Here is a 22660-nt window from a genome sequence, read left to right as displayed (position 1 = left end):
GTACGGCGATTCGCCCGCTCATGAACTACATGCCGTGGTGTCTCGCCGCAGTTGCGTCTTACAGCTCAACAAATCATCGATTCAATGCTTCTTGTACGAAGCCAGTTATGAAACTTTTCGCGAGTAGTGGCGGAGCGCTACTGATGCATCTCTACCAGCTCCTCCCATCGGCGCACATACGCAATGCCCTGCTCGTAGCGCACCACAAATACCTCTTCGCCCCTCTCGATCGGCTCGCCTAAATCGGCCCGCGCCGGCACAGAACGCGTTGCGCCCATCTGCTCATAGAGAACTTCGCCTGTGCCGCCCGCGCGGATCGTCGAGCTGACCTTGCCGACGACACCCATCACGGATGTGTCTTCCGCGGTCAGTTCGCGCTCGTGCGGTAACAGCACGCGGGTCAGGAACCAAAAGACCACTGCTCCACCAATAAGCCCGCACAACGCAGCGAGCACGAAGACTACGCCGGTCACGAAGGTTCCGTAGCGTGTGAGCAAATAGCCTGCCGCGCCGAACCAGCAGAGGAAGACCATGATCGAGAACGCGTTCCACCAGGGAACTGTTGCCGACGCACGCGCCGCTCCTCCAATTGCGGGCGTGTGTGCTCCCGGAGCCATGCGGCCGGCAACGGGAATATGCGTTACATGAGGCACATGCCCAACCACAGGCGCACGTGGCATGTGAAAGTGCCAGCTGATGTGTCCCATGCCGCCGATGAGCGAGATCATGCTGAGCAGCAGCCCGGCTATAAAACATGCAAAGTAAAAGCCTTCCCAGAAACCCATTCCATCCCCCACCATCGAAATTGTCGTCATCCCGAAAACCGGAAATAACGCAATCATTGCCCTACCCACCTTTCCTGCCACGCCCGCTTCCATTCGCCGGACGTTTTACTGGACTTTTGACAGGTTTCTTTCCCGCGGCTCGCGCGGACCTGCCGTTCGTCCGTTTCATCTCCATCGGCGGCTCATCTTCCGCCTCGTCACTCGCTGCGGCAGCTTCGGGCCGCAACACCTCCAGTAGCCTCGGCATCAGTCCCGGCGTGTCCAGGATCGACTCAAGCAGCAGCAGGCAATCCCGCGTCTGCTCGTGCCGGGCCAGGGTCAGCAGCGCGTGTTTCAGCGCCGCGTCCCGCCGGAACCGCTCCGCTCCGCTGACCAGCCAGAGGTCCAGTTTGGCCTCCGACTCCGCCAGGTCGCGCACATCGCTTTGCAGCTCCGGGTGGTAGCCCTCCGGGTCATCGACCAGATAGCCCGGATGCACCTTGAAGAAGCTAGCCAGGGTCTGCCGCGTGGTGTTGGTCAGGTGTGGCCTCGCCCCGCTCTCGATCTGCGAAAGGTAACTCTGGCTCAGCTTGCCGCCAGTCTCGGCTTCGATGGCTTTCACCAGCTCCTGCTGGTTCATTGCCCTGCCGATGCCGCGCAGGCTGCCCTCAACTTCTCGCAGATACCGGATTTTCTCTCCCAGCTTCACTGCTCTCATCTCCCCGGAACCGGCGCTGGATGCTTGTCCTGACGCCTTTCGAGCTTGCTCGTTTCATGATTGCAATTTGCAATATTGCAATCCGCAAATAAATTTATCGCGATTTGCGATATCGTGCAAGCGAAATCGAAAAGGATTCAGAAAATCTTCGGTAACCCGGTAGTGGGAGAAATGTGGCTAACTTGGCTAATTTACTGTATGTTGAATTTATGCGTAGCGTAAACATCGGCGAATTGAAGAACCAGCTAAGCGCTTATCTTCAGTATGTCCGTAATGGGGAAGAAGTGGTTGTTCGCGACCGCAAGAAAGCTATCGCGCGCATTCTGCCTATTGATCACGATACGATTGCCGACGACGATGCCGAACTTGTTGCCTCAGGGGCTATGACGTTGCCGCAGGAACAGATCGACTGGGATGCTTTCTTTTCCATCCCCACCGAAACGGTACCTGGCGATGCCGCCGTACAGGCACTCATTGAGGGGCGAGGTGATCGCTAGTGCAGGCCTTCTGGGATTCGAGTGCGCTAGTCCCACTTTGCATTCATCAGTCATCAAGCCCAGCAGCCAGAAAATTAGCGCAACGATATGAAATCGTCGCGTGGTGGTCGACGACCGTTGAAATACGGAGTGCAATGGAGCGCGTACTTCGCAGCGGACTACTCTCATCCGGCAACTATGCAGGAGGGCTGCAGCGGTTGACCGGTCTACGACGCGGCTGGCGACAGATTGAGCCTTCCGAGGCTTTGCGAGCAGAAGCTGAATTTTTGTTGACGCGATATTCGTTGAGGGCTGCCGACGCACTTCAGCTGGCGGCAGCGATGATCTGGTCTCGTGGTAACCCCAGAGGGAAAGCGTTTATTTGCTTCGACGCTCAGCTTCTCTTCGCCGCACAACAGCTAGGCTTCAAAACTCTATCCGTCTAGCGAGTCGGCTTGTTCCTGCCTTAAATAGCGAAATCGATGAACCCACGCTCTGGATTTGTTCCCACTAGCTTTACGGTTACTCGATCACCCACGTCGAGTCCTTTGCCCCCGTGGACTACCATTCCTTCCACATGCGGTTCGAGCGCGCGGACGAATGTTCCATGCTGATTGACGCCGGTTACGATGCCGGCGAAGCTTTGGCCGATGCGTGAGTGGAGCACAACGGCGGCGATACGCTTCTGCATCTCGCGCTCGACGTGGCGCGCGGCGTCTTCCATTTGCGTGCAGCGCGTGGCAATGGCCTGTAGATCGTCGGCTGAGTATGGTGAGTTGGCGCCAGCTTTTACGGCCTTGAGCAGCCGTTGCGTTACGACATCGGGAAAGCGGCGGTTGGGTGCTGTGGAGTGCGTATAGTCCTGCACCGCCAAGCCAAAGTGACCGGGCGATTCCTCGCCGGGTCGCACCATTACGTATTCGCCTGGCCCCAGCAGCTTGATTACAGCGAGAGAGAGGTCGGGAAAATGCGCGGGGTCTTTTGCGCGTTGCCCTAACAGAAAATCGTTGAGCGCTTTCGAGTCAGGCTCTGCCGGAAGAGATGTGCCGAGGCCTTTGGCCACATCGACAATGCGTTCCCAGCGTTTTGGTACGCGAACTATGCGGCGGATGGACGGCACCTTTACGGCGTCGAGAAAACGTGCCATCACACCGTTGGCTGCGACCATGAATTCTTCGATGAGCGAGGTGGCTCGATTCTTCGCCTGGCGAACCAGATCGACGGCTTCTTCGTGCTGCATGAGCGGACGCGTCTCGATGGTTTCGAGATCGAGCGCTCCGTGCTGGAAGCGTGCGCCGACCATGCGCTGTGCGGCTTCGTCCTGCAGACGGAGCTGATGCTCAAGCTCTTTTGATTTTGCGATTTTCTCTGGCGGTGCGCCTTTGCCTTCGAGCCACGCTCCGACGGCGTTGTAGGCGAGCTGGGCTTTGTTCTGCACCATGGCGCGATAGATCTTGCCATCGCTGACGGCGCCTTTGCTATCAACGCAAAACTCGGTGACGACGGCGGCGCGGTCCTGGTGTTCGTTCAGCGATGTGAGGTTTTCCGATAGCTCCGTGGGCAGCATGGGAAAGGTGCGGACGCCGGTGTAAACGGAGGTAGTTTCCGAGGCGGCGTGCTGATCGATTGGCGTGCTGCGATGAACAGTGCCATCGACATCGGCTACGCCAATAAGGACGCGTATTTGGCCGCCGGGCAGAGACTCTGCCCATTCGATCTGATCGAGATCCTTTGAGTCATCGTTGTCGATGGAGGACCAGAGCAGCACGCGCAGATCTTTCAGCCCGTCATGATTTTTATGATTTGCAGAGATGTCGCTCAACTGTTTTTGCACATCGTTGGAGAATTCCGGGTGAAAGCCATGCTCCTGCATGCAGCGTAATGTGGCTGCGTCTAGGTCGAAATGCGAATGCGACACGCAAGCTCCTTTTGTGGTGATACAAGCTGATGGGAACAAGTAACCGGAAAGGCTAACACGCGGCAGCGCTCTTGGGATGCGCACATGGATCAGAGTTGCACACTAAGGCATACCGGTTTCCGTCGTTTGGCTGCTGTTGAATGCAAAACAGGTGGTCACTATTTGCAGATCGGATATGCTGTCAGGCTAGGCAACGCAGGCGCCGGACATTAGATTGGTGAAAAGGGAGGCCGGATGACGGTTCAGAATAATTCGGGCGAGATACTGCGGTTGCAAGCGCTGCGAGATTTGGAAATTCTGGATACGCCGAATGAGGCTGAGTTCGATGAGCTGGTATCGCTCGCGGCGGCTATCTGCAATACACCAATCAGCACTGTAACGTTTGTCGATCGCGACCGCCAGTGGTTCAAGGCGTCGATTGGAGTGGATGGCCGCGAAACTGCTCGCGATCTTTCCTTTTGCGCGCACGCAATCCATCAAACCGGAATGTTTATTGTGGAGAACGCCCAGGCAGATGAGCGTTTTAGAGATAATCAGCTGGTAACTGGATCTCCGTATATACGCTTCTATGCGGGCGTGCCGTTGGAAACGCCTGGAGGATTTGCGGTGGGAGCGCTGTGTGTGATCGATCGCCAGCCGCGTTCTCTGACGGAAGACCAGAAAACAGCACTCGCAATTCTTGCCCGGCAGGTGAAGGCCCGCATGGAACTGCGCATGCAGCGCCGAGCTCTGGAACGCGCGCTCGAAGAGAACACGAAGCTCAATCAGGAACTTTCAGAAAGCAACGCCAGGCTTGAGATGCTCGCGACGACCGATGTGCTGACGGGAGTTGCGAACCGCAGATATTTTGAACAACGTATTGCGATTGAGTTCTCGAATGCCAGGCGTCATGGGAGAGAACTTTCCTTGATGCTGCTCGATGTGGATGACTTCAAGAAACGTAACGACACGTACGGTCATGCCGCGGGAGATGAAGTGCTGCATGGGCTTGGGCAGCTTCTGGCGGGTTCTGCGCGCAAGGCTGATCTGCCGGCGCGTATCGGTGGCGAGGAATTTGCGATTGTGCTCACAGAAACAAATCGCGAGGGAGCACAGGTTTATGCAGAGCGCATGCTGAGCTCGATTCGCAATCTGAGGTTTGAGCCGGGGGCGATCACGGTAAGTATGGGCGTTGCCACGCTATCGGAGAAAACAGCGGATTGGGAAAAGTTGGTGATGCGGGCGGATCACGCGATGTATCGCGCAAAGAGATTGGGTAAGGATCGCTTTGTTGTTGCCGATGACGAAGGCACGCAGCGGGAGCTCTAATACTGCTGATTGCGAAGATGCCTCTTCCCGATCGTTCCTTTTATTGAAGCAATCTCGGGGAAGGCACCGGCCGTGTTGGAAGAGATGGTGCCGGTGCTAGTTTCCGGGTGTTACGTCTACGGTCACATAGGTGTTCTGTGTCACGGTCACGGTGTTGACGTAAGCGGCGGCAGAGATCTTCAGTGTGTGCACGCCAAGAGATGTGCCGAGTTGCGTAGATAGCGATGAAGTGTTGTTGCAGCCGAGACCCGCTCCGCACACACCGGCGAACAGGAGCACAAGTCCGAGCAGTTTGCTGCGGCCGTTGCGGAAAAGACGCGAACGGCGACCGATAGGAGTGAAGAACAAGCCTGCAAAGGCGAGCGCTGTTCCACTGGCCCATGGCAGAAGCGGTGGAGTTGGAGAATGCGATGGACCACGTGCTCCGGGAAGGCGCGGACGCTCATTGCGGCTGGTCGTTGAGGTATCCCCGGCAGTGGTGACGATGGTCAACGTGGTTTGTCCGGTGCCTTGAATGATGGTTGGATTGAAGGAGCATGCGATCGCGCCTTGCTGAGCAGGATTCTGCTCGGCGCATGCGACCTGGATCGGTCCGGTGAGGCCGCCGAGCGAGGCGACATTGCAGGTGACGGAAGCCGTTTGTCCTTGAACGACCGTGACGTTGTTGGTTGCGCAGGACACCGTGAAGTTCTCAACCGAAAAGCCAAGAGAATTTGAGGTCGCAGGACCATAAGTCGCGTCTCCGGCGTATTGCGCGGTGACAACATAAGAACCGGCAGGAAGACTCGGCACATAGATGGTGGCTACGCTGGTGTCTGCAATCCCATTGGAAAGAGCGACTTCGCCAAGCAGCGCCGTTCCCGCGTAGAAGAGCACATTGCCGGTTGGATTTTGCTCAGCGGTACTGATGGGCGGAGTGACAGGCGTGACGGTAGCTGTGAGGCTGGCCGACTGGCCTGGCGCGATCACGGTGTTGCTGGAGGTGAGCGTGACGGTGACGGGGAGCAGGATGGGCTCGAGCAGCAGCGGACTGGAGACACTGGCGGTCCACGAAGTATCGCCGGAATAGACGGCAGTGATGGTGTGCGCCGTTGTCGTGGAAAGCAGAATGCCGGTGAGGATTGCTGTGTTGCTGCTGATGGTCGCGGTTCCCAGCAGGGTTGTGCCGCCGTCGTAGAAAGAAATAGTACCGGTGATTGTGTAGGTTGTGATCGACGCTGAGGTAGGCGCTACGGTTGCAGTGAAGGTTTCAGGAACTCCGGCTGTGAGTGTGCTGGGTGTGGCGGAGATGCTTGTGACGGTGGCTCCCTTGGCGACGGTAATGGTCACGGAAGGCGATGTTGAGTTGTTGTAGTTGGAATCGCCTGAGTAAGTACCCTGAACCGTGTGCGCGCCGGCGGTGGGGACGGTTACATTGACGCTGCCGCTGGTTACGCTTGAAGTGGTCGTGAGCTTTGCGGTTCCCTGCGATACGCCGTCGAGATTGACGGTTAGTGTTCCCGTCGGCGGCGAGTTGCCGAGGTTGGTTGAGGTGACGGTTCCGGTGACAGTGATGGTGCTGCCGCCGTTAGGCGTGGTGGTCGAGGGAGCGACGGTTAGCGATGTCGGGCTGGGTTGGATGTTGATTGTGACTGGCTGCGACTCTCCAGAGGCATAGGTGGAGTCGCCACTGTAAATGGCTGCAATGTTATGGCCGCCCACCGTGAACTGGCCATCTTCCTGATAGCTGGCATTGCCGGAGGCATCGAGCGTCACCGGAGAACCTGTGTCAGCGCCGACGGTCTGATCGTAGAACTGAACCGTGCCTGTCGGGACCGTGCCCCCTGAGCCGGAGAGGACTTTTGCGGTGAGCGTAATGATGGCGGAGGGGTTATACGTGATGCCACCGGTGTTGGTCATTTCGACCGTGGCGGGTGAGGTGCCCGTTGCTTCCGTTACTGTCCAGTCGTTGACGAGAGCCGATGCGTTGACTGATCCGAGACCTGAGGCGAAGTCATAGCCCTTTGCTGCGTCGAAGCCAATCTGCGAGTTGACACAGTCAGCGCTGGCTGTGGTGCAAGCGAGCTTGGCGCTGCCTTGGGTCACATCAATCAGGGGCACAGCGGTGTCGTCCGTCGACGAGTTCTGGAAGTGACGGCTTAATGCGTAGAGATTGGGAGCAAGATTGCCCTGCGGACCATATTTCTGATTAAGCAGGGCGGAGATGCCCGCGAAGATTGCAGCGGAAGCGCCACTGCCGCCCGCCGAAACGAGATGGCAGGCACCGTCTGTGGTGGCTCCGCCAAGGCAAAAGGTGAGGCCTGATGTGGCGTTGGCGGCTGATGGCAGGCTTACATCAGGCAGATAACGGTGTTTTGTACTTGTGGTTGCGTTGGACGCAAGAGGTTGAGCAATTGTAACCGGATCTGTATTCGGTACTCCGGATGCTGTTTGCCAGTTGGGGGACGCGTAGACGGAACTGATGCCGCCGGCAGATGCGAACCAATCTCCCGGTGCATTGCTCGATTGCCACGCTGCTGCCGTATCTGTATCTGCTCCGGGAACGATTGCGCTAACGGCTGTATTCCACGGAGTAGAGGCGAGCGCGTTCACGCTCATACCGGTCGAAATAGGGCTTGCGTCGAGCGGGGAATGGCAGGCTGCTGCACCCGAATCTCCGGAGGCTGCGACGACCGAGATGCCTTCGGCAGCGGCTTGTTTGTACAGCGCCGCGTAGAAAGCCTGATGCGCCGCGCTGAGAGCCGCTTCGCAGTTTGAGTAGCCGACAGAGATGGTCGGCGCAATGTCACCGTCGATGGCAGCGGTAAGAGCCAGATCGATGCCGTCGGTGGCATTGGTGGATTCTGCAGGAACGACGATCATCTGCGCATTTGGTGCCGCTATGCTTGCCCAGGAAACAGCCAGCATTGTCGCGGCTTCATCGCCGTTGCGGGAGATGGTCGCTGCTTTGCCTGCGGCAGAAGTGTTGATCTGCAATGGGAGATCCGGCAGTCCGAAGCCGCTGCGGAAGGCTGCGTAGTCGCTCTGGTCAACACTGCTTCGCGACACAATGGCGATGGTCTGCCCCTGGCCGCTGACCTGGTTTTTTTGAAGACCGGATAGCTGGAGCAGGCTTTGTGCTCGCGCGGGAGTCAGGAGGGTTGTGTCTGTTGCGGCCTTGCTCTGCAGAGCAGCCATCGTTGTGCCCGCTTCATGAACTGGTGTGGCGGCCGCGGTCGCGAGTGCGCCGTCCAGCGATACCAGACCCTCAACTGAGGCTGAGATGCTTGCCGGCAGATGGATAGAACCGCCAAGCCTGTAACGCAGGCTGCCATTCGTGTCCTTTACGGAGGTGATGTTGGCGCCGAAGGCCTGTTGGACCTGCTGTACGGTGCCAGAGAATTCAATCCACTGCCTTCCTGCGGGCATCGGCGCTACGGAAAAGCCTTGCTGCGTCAGCCATGTTTGTACCGCCGAGGCGGAAGCTGCGGAGACTGAATAGCGATCAGCGAACTGCGATGCGCTCAACCACGCATGAAACTGCGGATTGCCCGGTGTCTGCTGTGCCTGGAGCAATGTGTCGAGGTTCTTTACCTGCGTGCCGGAAGGTTTGAGCAGCAGCAGAATGCGATCTAGCGTGGGGGAAGCGTGCGTCTGAAGATTTCCCTGAGTCGCGGCGCTGCTTTGCGCAGTCAGAATCGATGAACTCGCCGCGATCAGACCGGCAAGCAGAAGGGGGATACGCCATTGGCCGGTGCGTTTTCTAAGTCGCATTCTTACCTTAAGAGATGTTCGACACCGATTGTAAAGCCGCTGCTGCGTGTGTCTCAAAAGGAAAAGTACTGTGTGTTCGATTGGGTTTCCGTGGGTATCAATACCGGCGGCTATCCTGTCTGGCTAGCTTTCGCCTCGAAACTCCTTCAGGGAACGAACCTGACGGCCTTCGTGATCGAAGTTCTCCGGTGCAAGCCACGCTTCAAAGGCCGCGCGGCGCGAGGGCCATTCGTGATCGAGCATGGCAAACCATGCTGTGTCGCGATTTTGGCCTTTGACGACCATGTGCTGGCGGAAGATGCCTTCAAAGCTGAATCCGAGCCTGTCGGCGGCGCGGCGCGATGGGAGATTCAAAGCGTTGCATTTCCATTCATAGCGCCGGTAGCCCAGGTCGTCGAAGACATAGCGGGTCATCCGGTACATGGCTTCGGTAGCGGCTGGAGTGCGCTGCAGGCGCGGCGAAAACAACAGGTTGCCTACCTCGATGACGCCATTGAGCGTGTCGATACGCATGAGGCTGGCGTATCCGACTGCTTCCCCGGCATCTGGGCCGATGAGCGGAAGGATTGCGAAGAATCGGGCCGCTGCTCCGGTCTCCTTGGCGTGAATCGCCGCGTACAGGTCCTCTTCGCCCGCGTAAGGACCATCGCCGAGATAATCCCATACTTCGTCATGAGCGTAGACGTTTCGCCAGATCGCTGCGGTGTGTTTCTCTGCCGAGAGCGGTTCGAGCCGCACGAAACGGCCTTCGAGCGTTACAGAAGCCGGTGGCTGTGCGCCTCGCCATTGCGATAGATCTTCAGGCATTGACCCAGATTATCAGCCGGCTCCGGTACTCATTCGAGAGGTTAGAGCTTGCCCCAGGCGTGCAGCAGATCCATGACTTGATGCGCATGCCCTTCCGCATCGCCCAGCGGCATGTTTGCCAGGCAGATGACGGTTATGTGGCGCTCGGGGAAACGCACCATGTAGGTTGAAGTATCTGTGTCGCCGCCGGAATAATCGAGTGCGTTGTATTGATCGGGGCTGGTTGCGTAAAAAGAACGCCAAACCAGCCCAAGGGCATCGTCGTCCTTGTCGTGCTGAAATTTCTTGCGCGTATTCATCAGGGCTGTGAACTTTGCTCCGCCAATAGTGCCGGTGTACCAGTTGCGATCCCAGAGCAATAAATCGTCGAGCGTACTGAAAACACCGCTGCCGCCAAAATGCGGAGAGACTCGCACCAGCCTCACCCACCGATCAGTGGGCCGTCCTCTGTCGGGATGGATGAGGACTCCCACGTCCGCGAGCTCTTTCGCAACCCTTGGATTGCTGCGCTCCGCGTAGCCCGTGGCGCGATGTGGAATGACCTCTGTCGTGTCGTCGTCGATCAGTGTCTGTGTCATGCCGAGGGGAAGGAATATACGCTCGCGCATGAATTGCGCAAAGGGCTCGTGGCTGACGACCTCGACGATTTTGGTCAGTAGCATGTAGTTGATGTTGCGATAGGCCCAGTCGGTGCCGGGGGCAAACTCCAGTTTGTCCTGCGCCAGCGAAGTGGCAATCGCTTCGTCGCGCGTGAAGTAATAAAAGCTCACCCATGGCATACCGCTCTTGCGTTTGAGGTCTGTGTATTCATGCAGCCCGCTGGTCATGTAGACCAGATGCTCAATGCGCAATCCATCGCCGTACTTCGCTGCTTCCGGAATGTATTTAGCGACGGGATCGGAAAGTGAGATTTTTCCATCCAGAACGAGCAATGCGATGGCAGCCGCTGTGAATTGTTTGGAGACCGAAGCGAGATGGAAAGATGTTTCGGGTGTGATTGGAATTTCGTCGTCCAGATTTGCCATGCCGTAGCCCCTGGCATAGGCAAACCTATCATCGTGAATGATCGCCAGCGCATAGCCCGGAGTATCGTTATGCGTGTAATCGGCAAAGACTCTATCGATGGCTGCGCGTTGCGCATAGCTTAACCACTGATCCTGCGTGTGCGGTTGTGCCTGTACTGCAATTGCAGTGCTACAAAGGACAAGACAAACGTATAGCTGCACCACGACTGATCTCATGCAGTCATAGTAAGGTGCCGTTTTGCGGAATATGTCAAAAAACTAGAGCTTCTGCGCGCGTTGTACTTCACGCACTCCGGGCAGACGGCGCAGGCCTAGCACCATGCGGTTCAGATGCCTCAGGTCTTCTGCGTCAACGACGAACTCGACGATAGCTTCGCCATTATCTCCGTCTTTCGTTTCCACGGAACGGATGTTCGTATCGTTATCGGAGATGATCGCTGTCATCTCTTTGAGCATGCCGGAGCGGTCATCGCAGTAGACCGTGATTTTGACGGGATAACGTGCGGCGTGGCCGCTCGTTTCGCCTGCGGTTTTTGCCCACTCCACATCAATGCGGCGGTCGCTCTCGTATAGGAGGTTCTGCACGTTAGGACAACTGCGGGCGTGTACGGCGACGCCTTTACCGCGCGTGACGTAGCCGATGATCTCTTCACCGCGAATGGGGTTACAACAGCGAGCCCGGTAGACCAACAAGTCGTCCTGTCCCTCCACTTTGAGTGCATCGGAGCCGGTGAGATGCAGCTTCTTGACGGCGTCCGACATGGCTGCTTTTCCGGAAGCTGCACCGCTTTCTGCTTCTGCATCCGTCGCCGTGGCATTGAGCGTGAGCCCCGGCACAAGCTTGTTGAGCACCTGTCGAGCCGAGTGTTTGCCGAAGCCAATCGTTGCCATCAAATCGACTGCGGTGGCGAGGCCGTATTCTCCGGCGATGCGCGTCAGGTCCGCATCATCAAGGCGCGCCATGGGCACTTTGTATTTGCGTGCTTCGCGCTCCAGCAACTTGCGCCCTACTTCAATAGCGCGCTGGCGCTGGTTCTCGTTGAGCCAGTGCTTGATCTTGTTGCGTGCGCGCGGGCTTTTGACAAATGTGAGCCAGTCACGGCTTGGATTGTGGCCGTTCTGCGTGATGATCTCAACAATGTCGCCATTACGAAGCTTGGTGCGCAGCGGTACCATGCGTCCGTTGATCTTGGCACCGACGCAGGTATGGCCGACCTCGGTGTGCACCGTATAGGCGAAATCGATCGGCGTGCCATCGGCGGGAATAACGACAACCTTGCCCTTCGGAGTGAAGGTGTAGACCTCCTCCGGATAAAGATCCATCTTGAGGCTTGAGAGGAACTCGTTGGGGTCGGTCATCTCGCGCTGCCACTCAACGAGCTGGCGCACCCAGGCGAGACGCTGCTCATCTCGTGCGGAGATGACGGATTCGCCTGCTTTGTATTTCCAGTGTGCGGCAATGCCTTCTTCCGCGATTCGGTGCATTTCTTCAGTGCGTATTTGTACTTCGAATTGATGACCGCCATCACCCATCACAGTTGTGTGCAGCGATTGATAGAGGTTGGCACGCGGTATAGCGATGAAGTCTTTCACACGGCCGGGCACGGGACGCCACAGCGCGTGGATCAGACCAAGGACGCCGTAACAGTCTGACTTGTCTTTGGTGATGATGCGGATGGCTAGAAGATCGAATACCTGATCGACGGAGATCTGTGATTTCTGCAGTTTCTGAAAGATGGAATAGAGGCGTTTGATGCGCCACTCAACGCGGGCTTCGATGTTGTTTTCGCGAAGCTGATCAACGATGGCGTCTTCTACCTGCGTGAGGAACTGTTCTCCCTCAGCGCGACGCGACTCGACGGCTTCGGATAAGCGCTGATAGCTCACCGGATCGGTGTAGCGGAAAGCGAGATCCTCGAGTTCACCGCGCACCTTGCCCATTCCGAGGCGATGGGCAAGCGGCGCGTAGATATCGAGTGTTTCGCGGGCAATTGCTTCCTGGCGCTCCGGCTTCAGATGCTCGAGTGTGCGCATGTTGTGCAGCCGGTCGGCGAGCTTGATGAGCACAACACGCACATCGCTGACCATGGCCAGCAGCATCTTGCGGACGTTTTCTGCCTGACGGTCTTCACGATTGGCGAACTGAATCTTGTCGATCTTGGTCACGCCATCGACGATGTGCGCGACCTGCTCGCCAAAGGCGGTAGCAATTTCGGCACTCGTGACGGGTGTGTCTTCAACAGCATCATGCAGCAGGCCCGCGGCGATGGCTGTCGCGTCGAGCTTCATCTCGGCGAGCACTTCGGCCACTTCGAGCGGATGGATGATGTATGGTTCGCCGGAGGCGCGCAATTGCCCCGCATGATAGTGAACGCAGAACTCCCAGGCTTTTTTGATTGGAGCTACGTCCTCGCTAGGACGGCTCGTCTGGACGATTTTAAGCAGCTCTTCAAAGCGGTTTGCGATCGGTCCGCTGGCCAATTCGGCGGGAATGACAGGCTGGGCGAGTTTTGTTTCTTGAGCAGGGGGCTGCGGCTGGCTATCGGAGTGCGGCCCGGAACTGACTTCAGCGCTCCCGAGGGGAATGGGAGACTCAGCGGTGGCTGACGGAGCACTGCTGGAATGGGTCGCCATACTTCATTATAGGCAGATGTGGTGACATTGGCTTCAACTGTCTGCGATTGCTGTGAGAAATCAATTTCGCTGGATAGCGTTCTTTTCGTTCTGTTGCTTGTAGAGAGGTGCAGAAGGACAGTGATAGGTTGGGGCCGGTGACGCTCTACTGATCTAATAAAGAGATGTCACGATCACGAAGCTACGGCTCCAGCAGAGGACCCAAGAAGACAGCGCAAACCACGATTGACCGGAAGACGCAGGCGGCTCCGCTGCGCGACAAGCAGCCTGTTGTCAACGAGGAAGCCGGGGTGCGCATCAGCCGTCGCGCGTCAGACCGGCTGCGCGATGGTCATGTGTGGGTTTATGCCTCCGATGTTGAATCGGTGAGCGCGAATTATAAGGACGCAGCTGGCCTTGCGCCTGTTGCGGATAATCGGGGCATCCTGCTGGGGACAGGTCTGTATAGTCCGGCCTCGCAGATTGCGCTGCGCATGATTTCGCGCGAGGCGATTGACGAGGCGGAGTGGCTGAATCTGCTGGATGCCAGGCTGCGCCGCGCGATTGCACGCCGCAAGCCGATGCTGGATGCGGAGACTGATTCGTGCCGGCTGGTGTTCTCTGAGGCGGATGAGCTGCCAGGGATTGTCATCGATAAATATGCGGATGTAGTAGTGCTGCAACTGCTGAGCAAAGCGCTCGATTCGGCAACAGTGCGGGAGCGGTGTACGGCGGTCCTGCGTGAGGAACTGAGCGGTTCGGTTGCGGGACTGACGGTGTGGGAGCGGGCCGATCCGCGGATTCGGGAATTGGAGGAGCTGTCGGCACCAGTGACGGCTCCGCTATTTACGACAGATGCGAAGCACGCCGTGGCTGCCATGCCGTTTCGATTGAATGGGCTGGAGTTTTCTTTCGATGTCAATGCGGGGCAGAAGACCGGGGCGTTTCTGGATCAGCGGCAGAATTATGCGGCAGCGGAGCGCTGGGCGCGGGAGCTTGGAGTGAAGCGGGCGCTCGATGTTTGTACTTATCAGGGCGGGTTTGCGCTACATCTGGCACGGGTTTGTGAGCGGGTGATTGGCGTGGATGCTTCGCGGGCTTCGCTGGAGGTGGCGGAGGGGAATCTGCTGCGAAACCGTGAGAGCGGGCAGATTGGGGCGGATGCAGAAGTCGAGTGGATTGAGGGAGATGCCTTTGATCTACTGCGGGACTGGTCGGCTGCCGCAGAGGGTGAGAGATGGGATGCGATTGTGCTGGACCCGCCAGCGTTTGCGAAGTCGAAGCGCGCGGTAGAGGGGGCGTTACGGGGCTATAAAGAGCTGAATCTGCGGGCTTTGCGAATGATTACGCCGGGTGGGATGCTGGTGACCTGCTCGTGCTCGTACCATGTGGGCTGGCAGGAGCTGACTGGCGTAGTGGCTTCGGCGGCAGTAGATGCCGGGCGGAGGGTGACAGTGCTGGAGCGGCGCGGAGCTGCGCTGGATCATCCGGTGGTGCTGACGCTGCCCGAGACCGAATATTTGAAGTGCCTGATCTGCCGGGTGGATTGACCGGTCATTTGCACTGCGCAATGTTTGCCGGACGACGTGCAATGCGCGTCCGACGTTGCGCAATGTCTGTGCGACGTTGCGCAATCGGCGTAGAGCAGAGCGCAATCGATGTGCGCGATTGTGACTGTGGTGCCCGGTGCGTCTGCAGTGAGATCTTTTTGATGCCCAGCTTTAGGGTTCTCTGCTAGTCAGGTCAAATGATGCCGACCGCTATTGGATCGTGATGGTTAAGGGCATTGTCTGCTGGACTGTGCCTGATGTGGCGACTACTGAGATATTTGCGGTTACGGGTGGCGGGGTCGATGATGATCCGCCACAGGCGGAGATGAGCGCGAAGGTTGAGGCGATGGCGGTTATGAGCAGGAATTTGCCGAAGAAGCGCCTTCGTCGCCTGCCGAAGAGAAGAAATGCGATGGCCAGGATCGGTCCTGTCGATTCTGGTATGCGTGAGCCGGGGCGTTCGCCGGACTGAGGAAGGCTGGCGGTCGATGACGCCGATATGGTCAACGTTGTGGTGATTGCTGCGCTTCCCGATGGAGTGACGGTGGCAGGCATGAAAGAGCACGTAACGCCGACAGGCAAGCCTGAACAACTGAAGCTGGTAACGCCAGAGAAGCCATTCTGAGGAGTGATGGAGATGGTCACGGTGCCGGACTGACCGGGAGCGATGGTGAGCGAGTTGGTCGAGGTGCTGACTGAGAAGGTCGGTGGCGGAGTGATGGTGTAGGTGGCGGAGGCGACGGAGCTGTTGACGTATCCGGAGGCTGTGGCGATAGCGTTGATGGTTTCCGTTGCGGATACGGTGAGGGCGCTGGAGTAGAGGGTGGATGCAGTCGTCGGCATAGAGCCATCGGTGGTGTAGTAGATGGCTGCGCCTGGAATGGCGTCGGTGATGGTGACGGTTTGGGTTGACGTGTATGTGCCGGCGGGGGGTGAAAACGATGGCGTGGCTGCTTGCGGCAGGTTGATGGTGTAGGTGGCTGAAGCGACGGTGCTGTTGGAGTAGTCGGGGGTGACCGCGATGGCTTGGAGGGTTTCTGTGGCCGAGATTGTGATCGGACCCATGTACACCATGGAGGAAGCGGTGGGCGTAGCGCCATTGATGGTGTAGTAGATGGTTGCGCCGGCTGTCGCGTCGGTGATGACTACGCTTTGAGCTGAAGTGTAGATTCCTGGAGGAATGGAAAAGGCAGGTGTTGCGGTTTGCGAAAAGGTCTCAGTTCCGGTAACCGCAATCGCCTGCTGGGTTGCGGTTTTGTTCAGCGTGTTAGTAGTCAGTGTTACGTTCTCGTCAAGGACCACCGACGTGTTGCCGCTGCTCAGCATCGCCGACGGGGTGAAGTCGATCGGCAATGTGCAGGTTCCCTCTGCCGCGACTGACGAGTTCGCAGTGCAGGCTCCGGTGGCACCGTTAGCCTCGGGAAAATCCGTAGGAAACGTTAGCGCCGAAAAGTTCAGCAACTGATTGCCGTTATTGGAAACCGTTACCGTCTGAGGACTGTCGCTGCTGGTCACGCCGTAGTTGGTGGTTGCGAAGGTTAGCGCCGGCGGATCCGAGAGATCCTCTTTCAATATCCGGTTGTTGCCAGTGTCGTAGATATAAACGTTTCCGCTGCTATCGACGGTGGCTACCCAAGGCCCATTCAGGCTGCTGCTCGACACGACGCTCTGGGTGTAGTTGCCCGCCGAAAGGGTCTCCTTAACAATCCTGTTGTTGAGGGTGTCGGCGATATAGAGGTTGCCGTTTCCATCTACCGCCACAGTCGAAGGCCAAACGAGGCCGCTGCCAATCAGGTTGCTCTGGACGTAACCACTTGCAGACGGCGTCAATTCGATAATCTGGCTATTGTCGTAAGCCGAGATGAAGAGGTTTCCATTTCCATCCACCGCGACCGAAGAAGGACAACTCTGGATGCCAATAGTTCCGCATGTGAGGACGACGGATTGCGTATAACCGCCTGCCAATAGCGTCTCCTTCAATACCTGTCCGTTGAGAGCATCGGAGATAAAGACGTTGCCACTGCCATCCACTACGGGGGCATTCTGCTTGCTGAGGCCGCTCCCTATAGTGGTCTCGATATAGCCGCTTCCCGACGGTGTTTCCTTGTAAATGACGTTGGTATTTTCGCTGATGTAAAAGTTGCCTGCTCCATCCATCACGAGGCCGCCGGATCGGCCGTTGATGACGAACGTGCTCTGTACATAGCCGTTTGCGGCCGGAGTCTCCTTATAATTCTGGCCGTTGGAGGTGATGTAAACATTGCCGCTTTCATCGACGAACAATCCGCCGACACCCGTCCAGGTGCTGCCAATCGCGATTTCGGTGCCTGGCAGGAAGTTTGCTTGCGGTCCCGATCCCGTGCCCTGAAGGTAGCTTGTGGCGAGCACGTTTCCGGAATTGCCGCTGAGCACCACGGCGCCGTAACGGATACCGGAGAACTTGGGAGAAAACGCTACATTGACCGTGCAAGTAGCGTTGGCCACGTAGGCGGTTCCTACGGTGCAGGTTCCTGCACCAGCGTTGGTGAAGTCCAGGTTCGTGGCTCCCTGAGTCACAACGGAAATGCTACCCAGTGTTCCCGCGTTGAGGATGGTCAGCGTAATCGCAGTTGTGTTGCTGGCGCCGATGTTGACGTTGCCGAGGGGTGGCTGCGGGGTGATGATGGTGTAGGTGGCTGACGCGACGGCGCTGTTTTCATAGCCCGCGGCGATAGCGATGGCGTTGATGGTTTCGGTAGTAGAAACAGTGATCGCCCCGGCATACAAAGTGGACGATGCCGTTGGCGTGGTGCCGTCGGCGGTGTAGTAGATGGTCGCGTTGGCTACGCTGTCGGTGATGGTGACGGCCTGGACCGAGGTGTAGGCTCCCGCAGCGACCGAGAAGGCCGGAGTGGCGGTTTGACGGGGGACAAGGCATGTGTCCGCCGGCTGGATATTGTGTGGCTGCGGATTGAGCCGGTTTTGTCCGCTTTCAGGCCGGCTGGCTGGAGCCGGGGTGAACTTCGGTCCGGGTGCGGCCGGTTTTGCTGAAGATGGGTTGAGCCGACTCGCATCCCAAATCCCATCCTGAAGCACAGGTGTTTTGCCTTGCACCGTTTGCCGCTGGAAGTGGATTTGCGGAGCTGCCATTCTCGCGTTTGACTTCGCATCTGGCATATTCGAGGTGCAAGCCGGCTGGTTGGCGGTATAGGAAAGGGACGCCGCCTGGTAAACCGAGTCGCCTACATACTCGACGGAGACGGCTGGGTAGCCTCCCCCTGGGGGCTCGTCTACACCTTGCAGGGTTACCTGGCTTGCGGGTCCCCAAGAGCCGGTCATCGGGTAATCGTATTCGTCTAACCAGGGTCCGTAGAAGAGGACGTCGCCGGTAGGAGGCGGTCCGTCGATGCCCGTTTCCACACCCACCACGATGTCGATGACAAGCTCGTCGCACGTGCCGTCGTTGTACCAGTAGGAATTGTCGGCAACGACGCTGAGATTGACCGGAATATTGGAAAACGTCTGTGTGGGGTAGGCCGTCTGGCTGGCTTCTGACTGAAGCGAGAACTTGCTGACGAAGGCATTGCCGCTGGCTGGCGCGACAGCATTGTTTTCCGTCTGGAAGGCGCCGCTGGTGGTGGGAAAGTCTGCCGAGTTGGCGGACCCGGTAAGGTAGACGTTACCGGCGGTATCGAGCGCGAGGGCATAGGCTGCGTCGTTCGAACTACCACCAAGCAGAGTGGCGTAGTTGAACACCGTCGCAGCGGGATCGAGCTTGACGAGGAATGCCGAGTTTCCGGTCGAGGCGGGCAGGGGCAGCGCGTCGGAAGTGGATTGAAAGCCTCCGAAGATGCCCGCCATAAAAGTGGGCGTGCTGCCGGTGATGTAAGCAGCACCGGCGCTATCGACGGCCAAACCCTTGATCGATGTGGACTGGCCTTCGAGGTAGGTGGAGTAGATGAGGGCTGAACCATCGGGCTTGAGCTTTGAGAGGAAGGCGCCGGGGGGGAAAGCGGCAACCTCGATGGTGTAGGGGCCGCCATAGGGGACAAGACCTATGTAGGCACCGAGACCGCTGCTGGCACCCTCAACCACTCCGATGGTAAGGGGGAAATTGCCGGAATTGGTGATTCCTGCAACGTAGGCGTTGCCTTGCGAATCGATGGCAATGGCTTGGGCGGAATCGCCGAGACCGCCGGTGCCGGCGGGGTCATTGGGCACGCCGTTGTCATAGAAAGTGGTGGGCACGCCGGAGCCGCCAAGATAGGTGGAATAGACCTCAGCGGAGCCGGCAGGATTGAGTTCGGTTACGAAGGCGTTGGATGGACCTTTGAGCGTGGTCTGCAGCGCTCCACTGGTGACGGGGAAGTTGGTGGAACCGGAGCTGCCAGCGATGAAGACATCGCCTGAGGTGTCGAGCGCGATTGCATTGCCGTAATCGCCGGCCTGATTGGCTCCGTTGCCGCCAAGGTAGGTTGAATAAACGAGCGCGTTGCCGGTAGGGTTGAGTTCGGTTACGAAGGCATTGGAGGTGGCAGAGGTTCCGGCGAAGGCGGCCTGGAAGGCATGGCTCGATACCGGGAAGTTGGAGGACCAAGTATATCCGGTGATGTAGGCATTGCCGGTGGCATTAACTGCAATGGCCTGGGCGACGTCTCCAAGCGGCGTGGCGTTCTGATTGCCAGAGCCACCGAGGTACGTGGAGTAGATCAGGTTACCGCCGCCCGGCTGGATCGCTGCGACGAAGGCCGTGGGTGCACCGGCGGTGGTTGAGGGGTTGGTCGTCTGATAGGCACCGCAGGTGGCGGGAAAGTCTGCGGAGTAGGTGGCGCCGGTGATGTAGGCGTTGCCCGTGGAGTCGAGGGCGATTCCGTAGCCGAAATCGCCGCCTGACCCGCCCAGGTAGGTGGAATAGATGAGCGCGGTGCCGGTAGGGTTGAGCTCGCTGATGAAGACGGTGCTGTCGCCGGTGGCGGAGTTATTCTGCTGCTGGAAAGCGTTGCTGGTTACGGGGAAGTCGGTGGAGTAGGTGGTGCCTACGATGTAGGCATCTCCGGCAGAATCGACGGCAATGCCGTTGCCTTGATCGCCTCCGTGACCTGCTACGCCAGAGCCACCTAGATACGTGGAATAGACGAGAACGGGATCAATGATGAGCGGGAGTGCAGGTTTGTAATGGCCGATCGTGAAGGCTACTTTGTTTTCTGCCAGAAGGTGGTAACTGGATGGAATTGGGATGCGGGGGCCGCTGGAATGAAGCGGCGGCTGGTAGGTGAATGGTTTGAGGAGGCGTAATGCGGGCTGACCGGGAGCCGCTGCGAGAAGGAGGTCACCTGTTGCGGAATCGACGGTGAGATGATCCACGCCTGTGATGGTGAGAACGATCTGGGTGGGATCAGCATGAGGAGCAATGACGAAGTCGTGTTCGAGGCGATGCTGGTTGCCGTAGTAAAGGAGGTCGATACCGTTATAGACAGAGTGATAGTGGATGCGGCCGAAATTGGGAATGTTTGTGTGCCAGCGAGAAGGATCGCTGCCAAGAAAGTAATTTGTTCTGGTGATTTGCTGGTCTTCGCTGGAGACAGCCGCATGCGGGTTAGCGTCGTCGAGAGCTATGCGGATGGCGGTTTTTTCCCGTGACTTAGAGTCAGCGCCAGTGAATGCAATAACGGCACGATCAGGGCGCAAGAGGAGGGAATATCCCTGGCCGCGAGATAGGAATTGGACAGATGAATCGGCCTGGCCCTGGTTGGGTTCGAAGCTGAGAGGCAGCTTGCCGTAGTTGGCTAACGCGGCAGTCTGGGTGGACTTTGACGTTTGCGCGACGGCGTTCACCAAGGACGAGGAAAACAAAATGCAGGCGGCCGGGAGAAGGGGAGAGAAGCGGGGCATACGACCTCCCGAGAGGCGCGATTTGCAATGATCTAGATCAATGTTCGAATTTACGCAGGCTGTATTACCTGCGATATGGCAGCTTACGCCGGAATTTTGGAAGTTACAAGTGAAATTCGAGGCGATGATAAGTCAGTTGCAATCTATACCTGGATGAACTATCTGAAGTGCCTGAATCTGTCGGGTGAATTGAACGTGTGCGAAGCATGATGGGAGTGGTGGACAGGCCGGAGGTCGCGATGCGGGCACTTGCCTACTACTTTTTGCATGAAGTATGAAGACGAGGACGTGCTGAAAGCTCGGATGATTTAGAGATATCTGGCTCTCGACTTGTAAGCCGAGCCGTCTAAGGTGACAACTTATCTGACTGCTGTCCGACGGTTTCCATGCTGGGCGGCACAGAATCGCATCGTCATCGATCTATTTGATATTGCTTGCCTGGTAAGCGCCAATGATCGAGGTAAGACATGATTGGCAAGACGGTTTGCACTATTCTGCTCGCTCTCGGATCTGTGTGTTATGCGCAAGTGCCTCACCGCAGTGAGGGCAACTCTTCGAGCCGATTGTTTGGAGGGTACTCCCTGGCGTTCCGGGATTACGCGCACAATCAGGACAACGACTTTACTGGCGTTATGAATGGTTGGGAGATTGCGTACAGCCACCGGGTGCTGCCATGGATCAGTGTTGCGGTTGATGGCTCGGGTTTTTATCGCTCGGATCCAGGCGTCATTCATCCGCACACGTATTTCTTCATGGCTGGCCCTGAGATTGCGCAACGCTTCGGGCGTCATCGACTGTTTGTCCATGGACTGATTGGAGGCGCTCATATGAATGGCGGCTACAGTGAGACGTTTCCACTTCAGTCGGATTTCACACTGGCTGAGGCTATCGGTGGTGGAATCGACACATCCATTGTGCCTCGGATTGCGTGGCGAGTGAGCGGCGATTTTCTACACACGAACTTTACGCCTGGTGATGGAGAGACCAATCAGTTGCACGATCTGGTGTCGTCTAATGGCAGGATTTCGACCGGAATCGTGCTTCGGTTTTAATTCGCCCAGTATTGACGAGATAACTGGTTCTCCGAAGAGGATTTTGCGCGATATGTCGCGCGCTGCGTAACCTGTGCGGAACAGTAAATGTTATTGCCGCACATCGCCGGAGTGCGCTGGATGTTTCGATGAGGGGCTTGTCTCCGTCCTCTGTAAAAAACGCGATGGAAGATGCATTCAGATTTATTTGCGGTGGTACTAAGGATGGGACGCCTTGTGGGCGTGCCATCCTCGACCAATTTGGGGATTAGTAATTCAGGCGCAGGGAAAACTGCAGTTGGCGCGGATTGTTGAGCTGGCTGCTGACGATGCCGAAGTTTGATGATCCCTGCTGCAGACCGGGATAGCCGAACTGCACGCGGTTGAAGAGGTTGAGGGACTCGGCGCGGAACTGAAGGTTGACGTTTTCATTGTGGGTGAAGGAGAAGGTCTTGTATGCGGAGGCGTCCCAGTTGGCTACGCCGTTTGCACGCAACGTTTGGTCGTTGCGCGGCTCATTTCCGAAAGTGAAAGATGCTGGCTGAGTGAAGCACGCGGTGTTGAACCACTCGCCGAGCCGTTGCTGAGCGCTGCCGGAAATATGTTTGGCTTTAAACTTGTATGCGATAGAGATATGAGAGTTTGTCTCATGCCGAGTGATCCAGTTTAGGAGGATCAATGATGAGCGGGATGGGGAAAAGCCAAGGGCTAAAGTTATCTGGAAGATTTCGTTCTAACTTATATAGGTTGTGAGGCGTCGGAACAGTTTCAGAGTTACGACGCCTTGTTAGCTGAAGGGAGAGAGACTAGTTTTCCCGGAGCTTCA

Annotated in this window: 14 protein-coding genes; 5 read left to right on the top strand and 9 right to left on the bottom strand. The window is 57.4% G+C overall.

Annotated elements, in window-relative coordinates:
- Window positions 1–137: 137 nt before the first annotated feature.
- Both OHL22_RS04465 and OHL22_RS04460 read right to left on the bottom strand, forming a co-directional pair.
- The gene (locus OHL22_RS04465) at window positions 138–842 is read right to left on the bottom strand and encodes an NfeD family protein (RefSeq protein ID WP_263333679.1); all 705 of its coding nucleotides are present in this window, start codon (window positions 840–842) and stop codon (window positions 138–140) included.
- A 4-nt stretch (window positions 843–846) separates the two neighbouring features.
- Complete coding sequence (locus tag OHL22_RS04460) at window positions 847–1482, bottom strand: helix-turn-helix domain-containing protein (protein ID WP_263333677.1); 636 nt, start codon at window positions 1480–1482, stop codon at window positions 847–849.
- A 182-nt stretch (window positions 1483–1664) separates the two neighbouring features.
- On the opposite strand from OHL22_RS04460, the gene OHL22_RS04455 reads away from it, so the two are divergent.
- Both OHL22_RS04455 and OHL22_RS04450 read left to right on the top strand, forming a co-directional pair.
- On the top strand, window positions 1665–1979 hold the full coding sequence (locus OHL22_RS04455; protein ID WP_263333675.1) for a type II toxin-antitoxin system Phd/YefM family antitoxin: 315 nt from the start codon (window positions 1665–1667) through the stop codon (window positions 1977–1979).
- 134 nt (window positions 1980–2113) lie between these two features.
- On the top strand, window positions 2114–2404 hold the full coding sequence (locus tag OHL22_RS04450; protein ID WP_263333672.1) for a hypothetical protein: 291 nt from the start codon (window positions 2114–2116) through the stop codon (window positions 2402–2404).
- Between the two features lie 20 nt (window positions 2405–2424).
- Here the strand turns inward: OHL22_RS04450 and OHL22_RS04445 are convergent, their stop codons facing one another.
- Window positions 2425–3876 carry an RNB domain-containing ribonuclease gene (locus OHL22_RS04445; RefSeq protein ID WP_263333670.1) on the bottom strand — a complete coding sequence of 484 codons (1452 nt, stop codon included), beginning with the start codon at window positions 3874–3876 and terminating at the stop codon, window positions 2425–2427.
- Window positions 3877–4110: 234 nt separating this feature from the next.
- Between OHL22_RS04445 and OHL22_RS04440 the strand changes: the two genes are divergently transcribed.
- A complete protein-coding gene (locus OHL22_RS04440; protein ID WP_263333668.1) occupies window positions 4111–5184 on the top strand; it encodes a GGDEF domain-containing protein in 1074 nt (357 codons plus the stop codon).
- Between the two features lie 96 nt (window positions 5185–5280).
- Here the strand turns inward: OHL22_RS04440 and OHL22_RS04435 are convergent, their stop codons facing one another.
- The 4 genes from OHL22_RS04435 to OHL22_RS04420 all read right to left on the bottom strand — a co-directional run bounded on the left by OHL22_RS04435 (window position 5281) and on the right by OHL22_RS04420 (window position 13403).
- Complete coding sequence (locus tag OHL22_RS04435; protein WP_263333666.1) at window positions 5281–8937, bottom strand: Ig-like domain repeat protein; 3657 nt, start codon at window positions 8935–8937, stop codon at window positions 5281–5283.
- 123 nt (window positions 8938–9060) lie between these two features.
- Entirely contained in the window at window positions 9061–9744 is a 684-nt protein-coding gene (locus OHL22_RS04430; RefSeq protein WP_263333664.1) for a GNAT family N-acetyltransferase, read from the bottom strand.
- Between the two features lie 41 nt (window positions 9745–9785).
- Window positions 9786–10973 (bottom strand): serine hydrolase domain-containing protein, encoded by a 1188-nt coding sequence (locus OHL22_RS04425; RefSeq protein WP_263333662.1) that lies wholly within the window; start codon window positions 10971–10973, stop codon window positions 9786–9788.
- 54 nt (window positions 10974–11027) lie between these two features.
- Window positions 11028–13403 carry a RelA/SpoT family protein gene (locus OHL22_RS04420; protein ID WP_263333660.1) on the bottom strand — a complete coding sequence of 792 codons (2376 nt, stop codon included), beginning with the start codon at window positions 13401–13403 and terminating at the stop codon, window positions 11028–11030.
- A gap of 164 nt (window positions 13404–13567) precedes the next feature.
- Here OHL22_RS04420 and OHL22_RS04415 point away from each other — a divergent pair, with 164 nt between their 5' ends.
- The gene (locus OHL22_RS04415; RefSeq protein WP_263333658.1) at window positions 13568–14932 is read left to right on the top strand and encodes a class I SAM-dependent rRNA methyltransferase; all 1365 of its coding nucleotides are present in this window, start codon (window positions 13568–13570) and stop codon (window positions 14930–14932) included.
- 210 nt (window positions 14933–15142) lie between these two features.
- Here OHL22_RS04415 and OHL22_RS04410 read toward each other — a convergent pair whose 3' ends face one another.
- Window positions 15143–20803 (bottom strand): DUF7948 domain-containing protein, encoded by a 5661-nt coding sequence (locus tag OHL22_RS04410; RefSeq protein ID WP_263333656.1) that lies wholly within the window; start codon window positions 20801–20803, stop codon window positions 15143–15145.
- Between the two features lie 467 nt (window positions 20804–21270).
- Between OHL22_RS04410 and OHL22_RS04405 the strand changes: the two genes are divergently transcribed.
- Window positions 21271–21855: a hypothetical protein gene (locus OHL22_RS04405; RefSeq protein ID WP_263333654.1), complete on the top strand. Its 585-nt coding sequence runs from the start codon at window positions 21271–21273 to the stop codon at window positions 21853–21855.
- A 247-nt stretch (window positions 21856–22102) separates the two neighbouring features.
- Here OHL22_RS04405 and OHL22_RS25190 read toward each other — a convergent pair whose 3' ends face one another.
- Window positions 22103–22513, bottom strand: coding sequence for a hypothetical protein (locus OHL22_RS25190; RefSeq protein WP_449489623.1), 411 nt, complete (start codon window positions 22511–22513; stop codon window positions 22103–22105).
- Window positions 22514–22660 lie beyond the last annotated feature (147 nt).

Origin of the sequence: Acidicapsa dinghuensis, from assembly GCF_025685685.1 — a bacterium.
GTDB lineage: Bacteria > Acidobacteriota > Terriglobia > Terriglobales > Acidobacteriaceae > Acidicapsa > Acidicapsa dinghuensis.
Note: the sequence above shows the minus strand (reverse complement) of the source record. Positions and strands in the feature narration are given on the sequence as shown.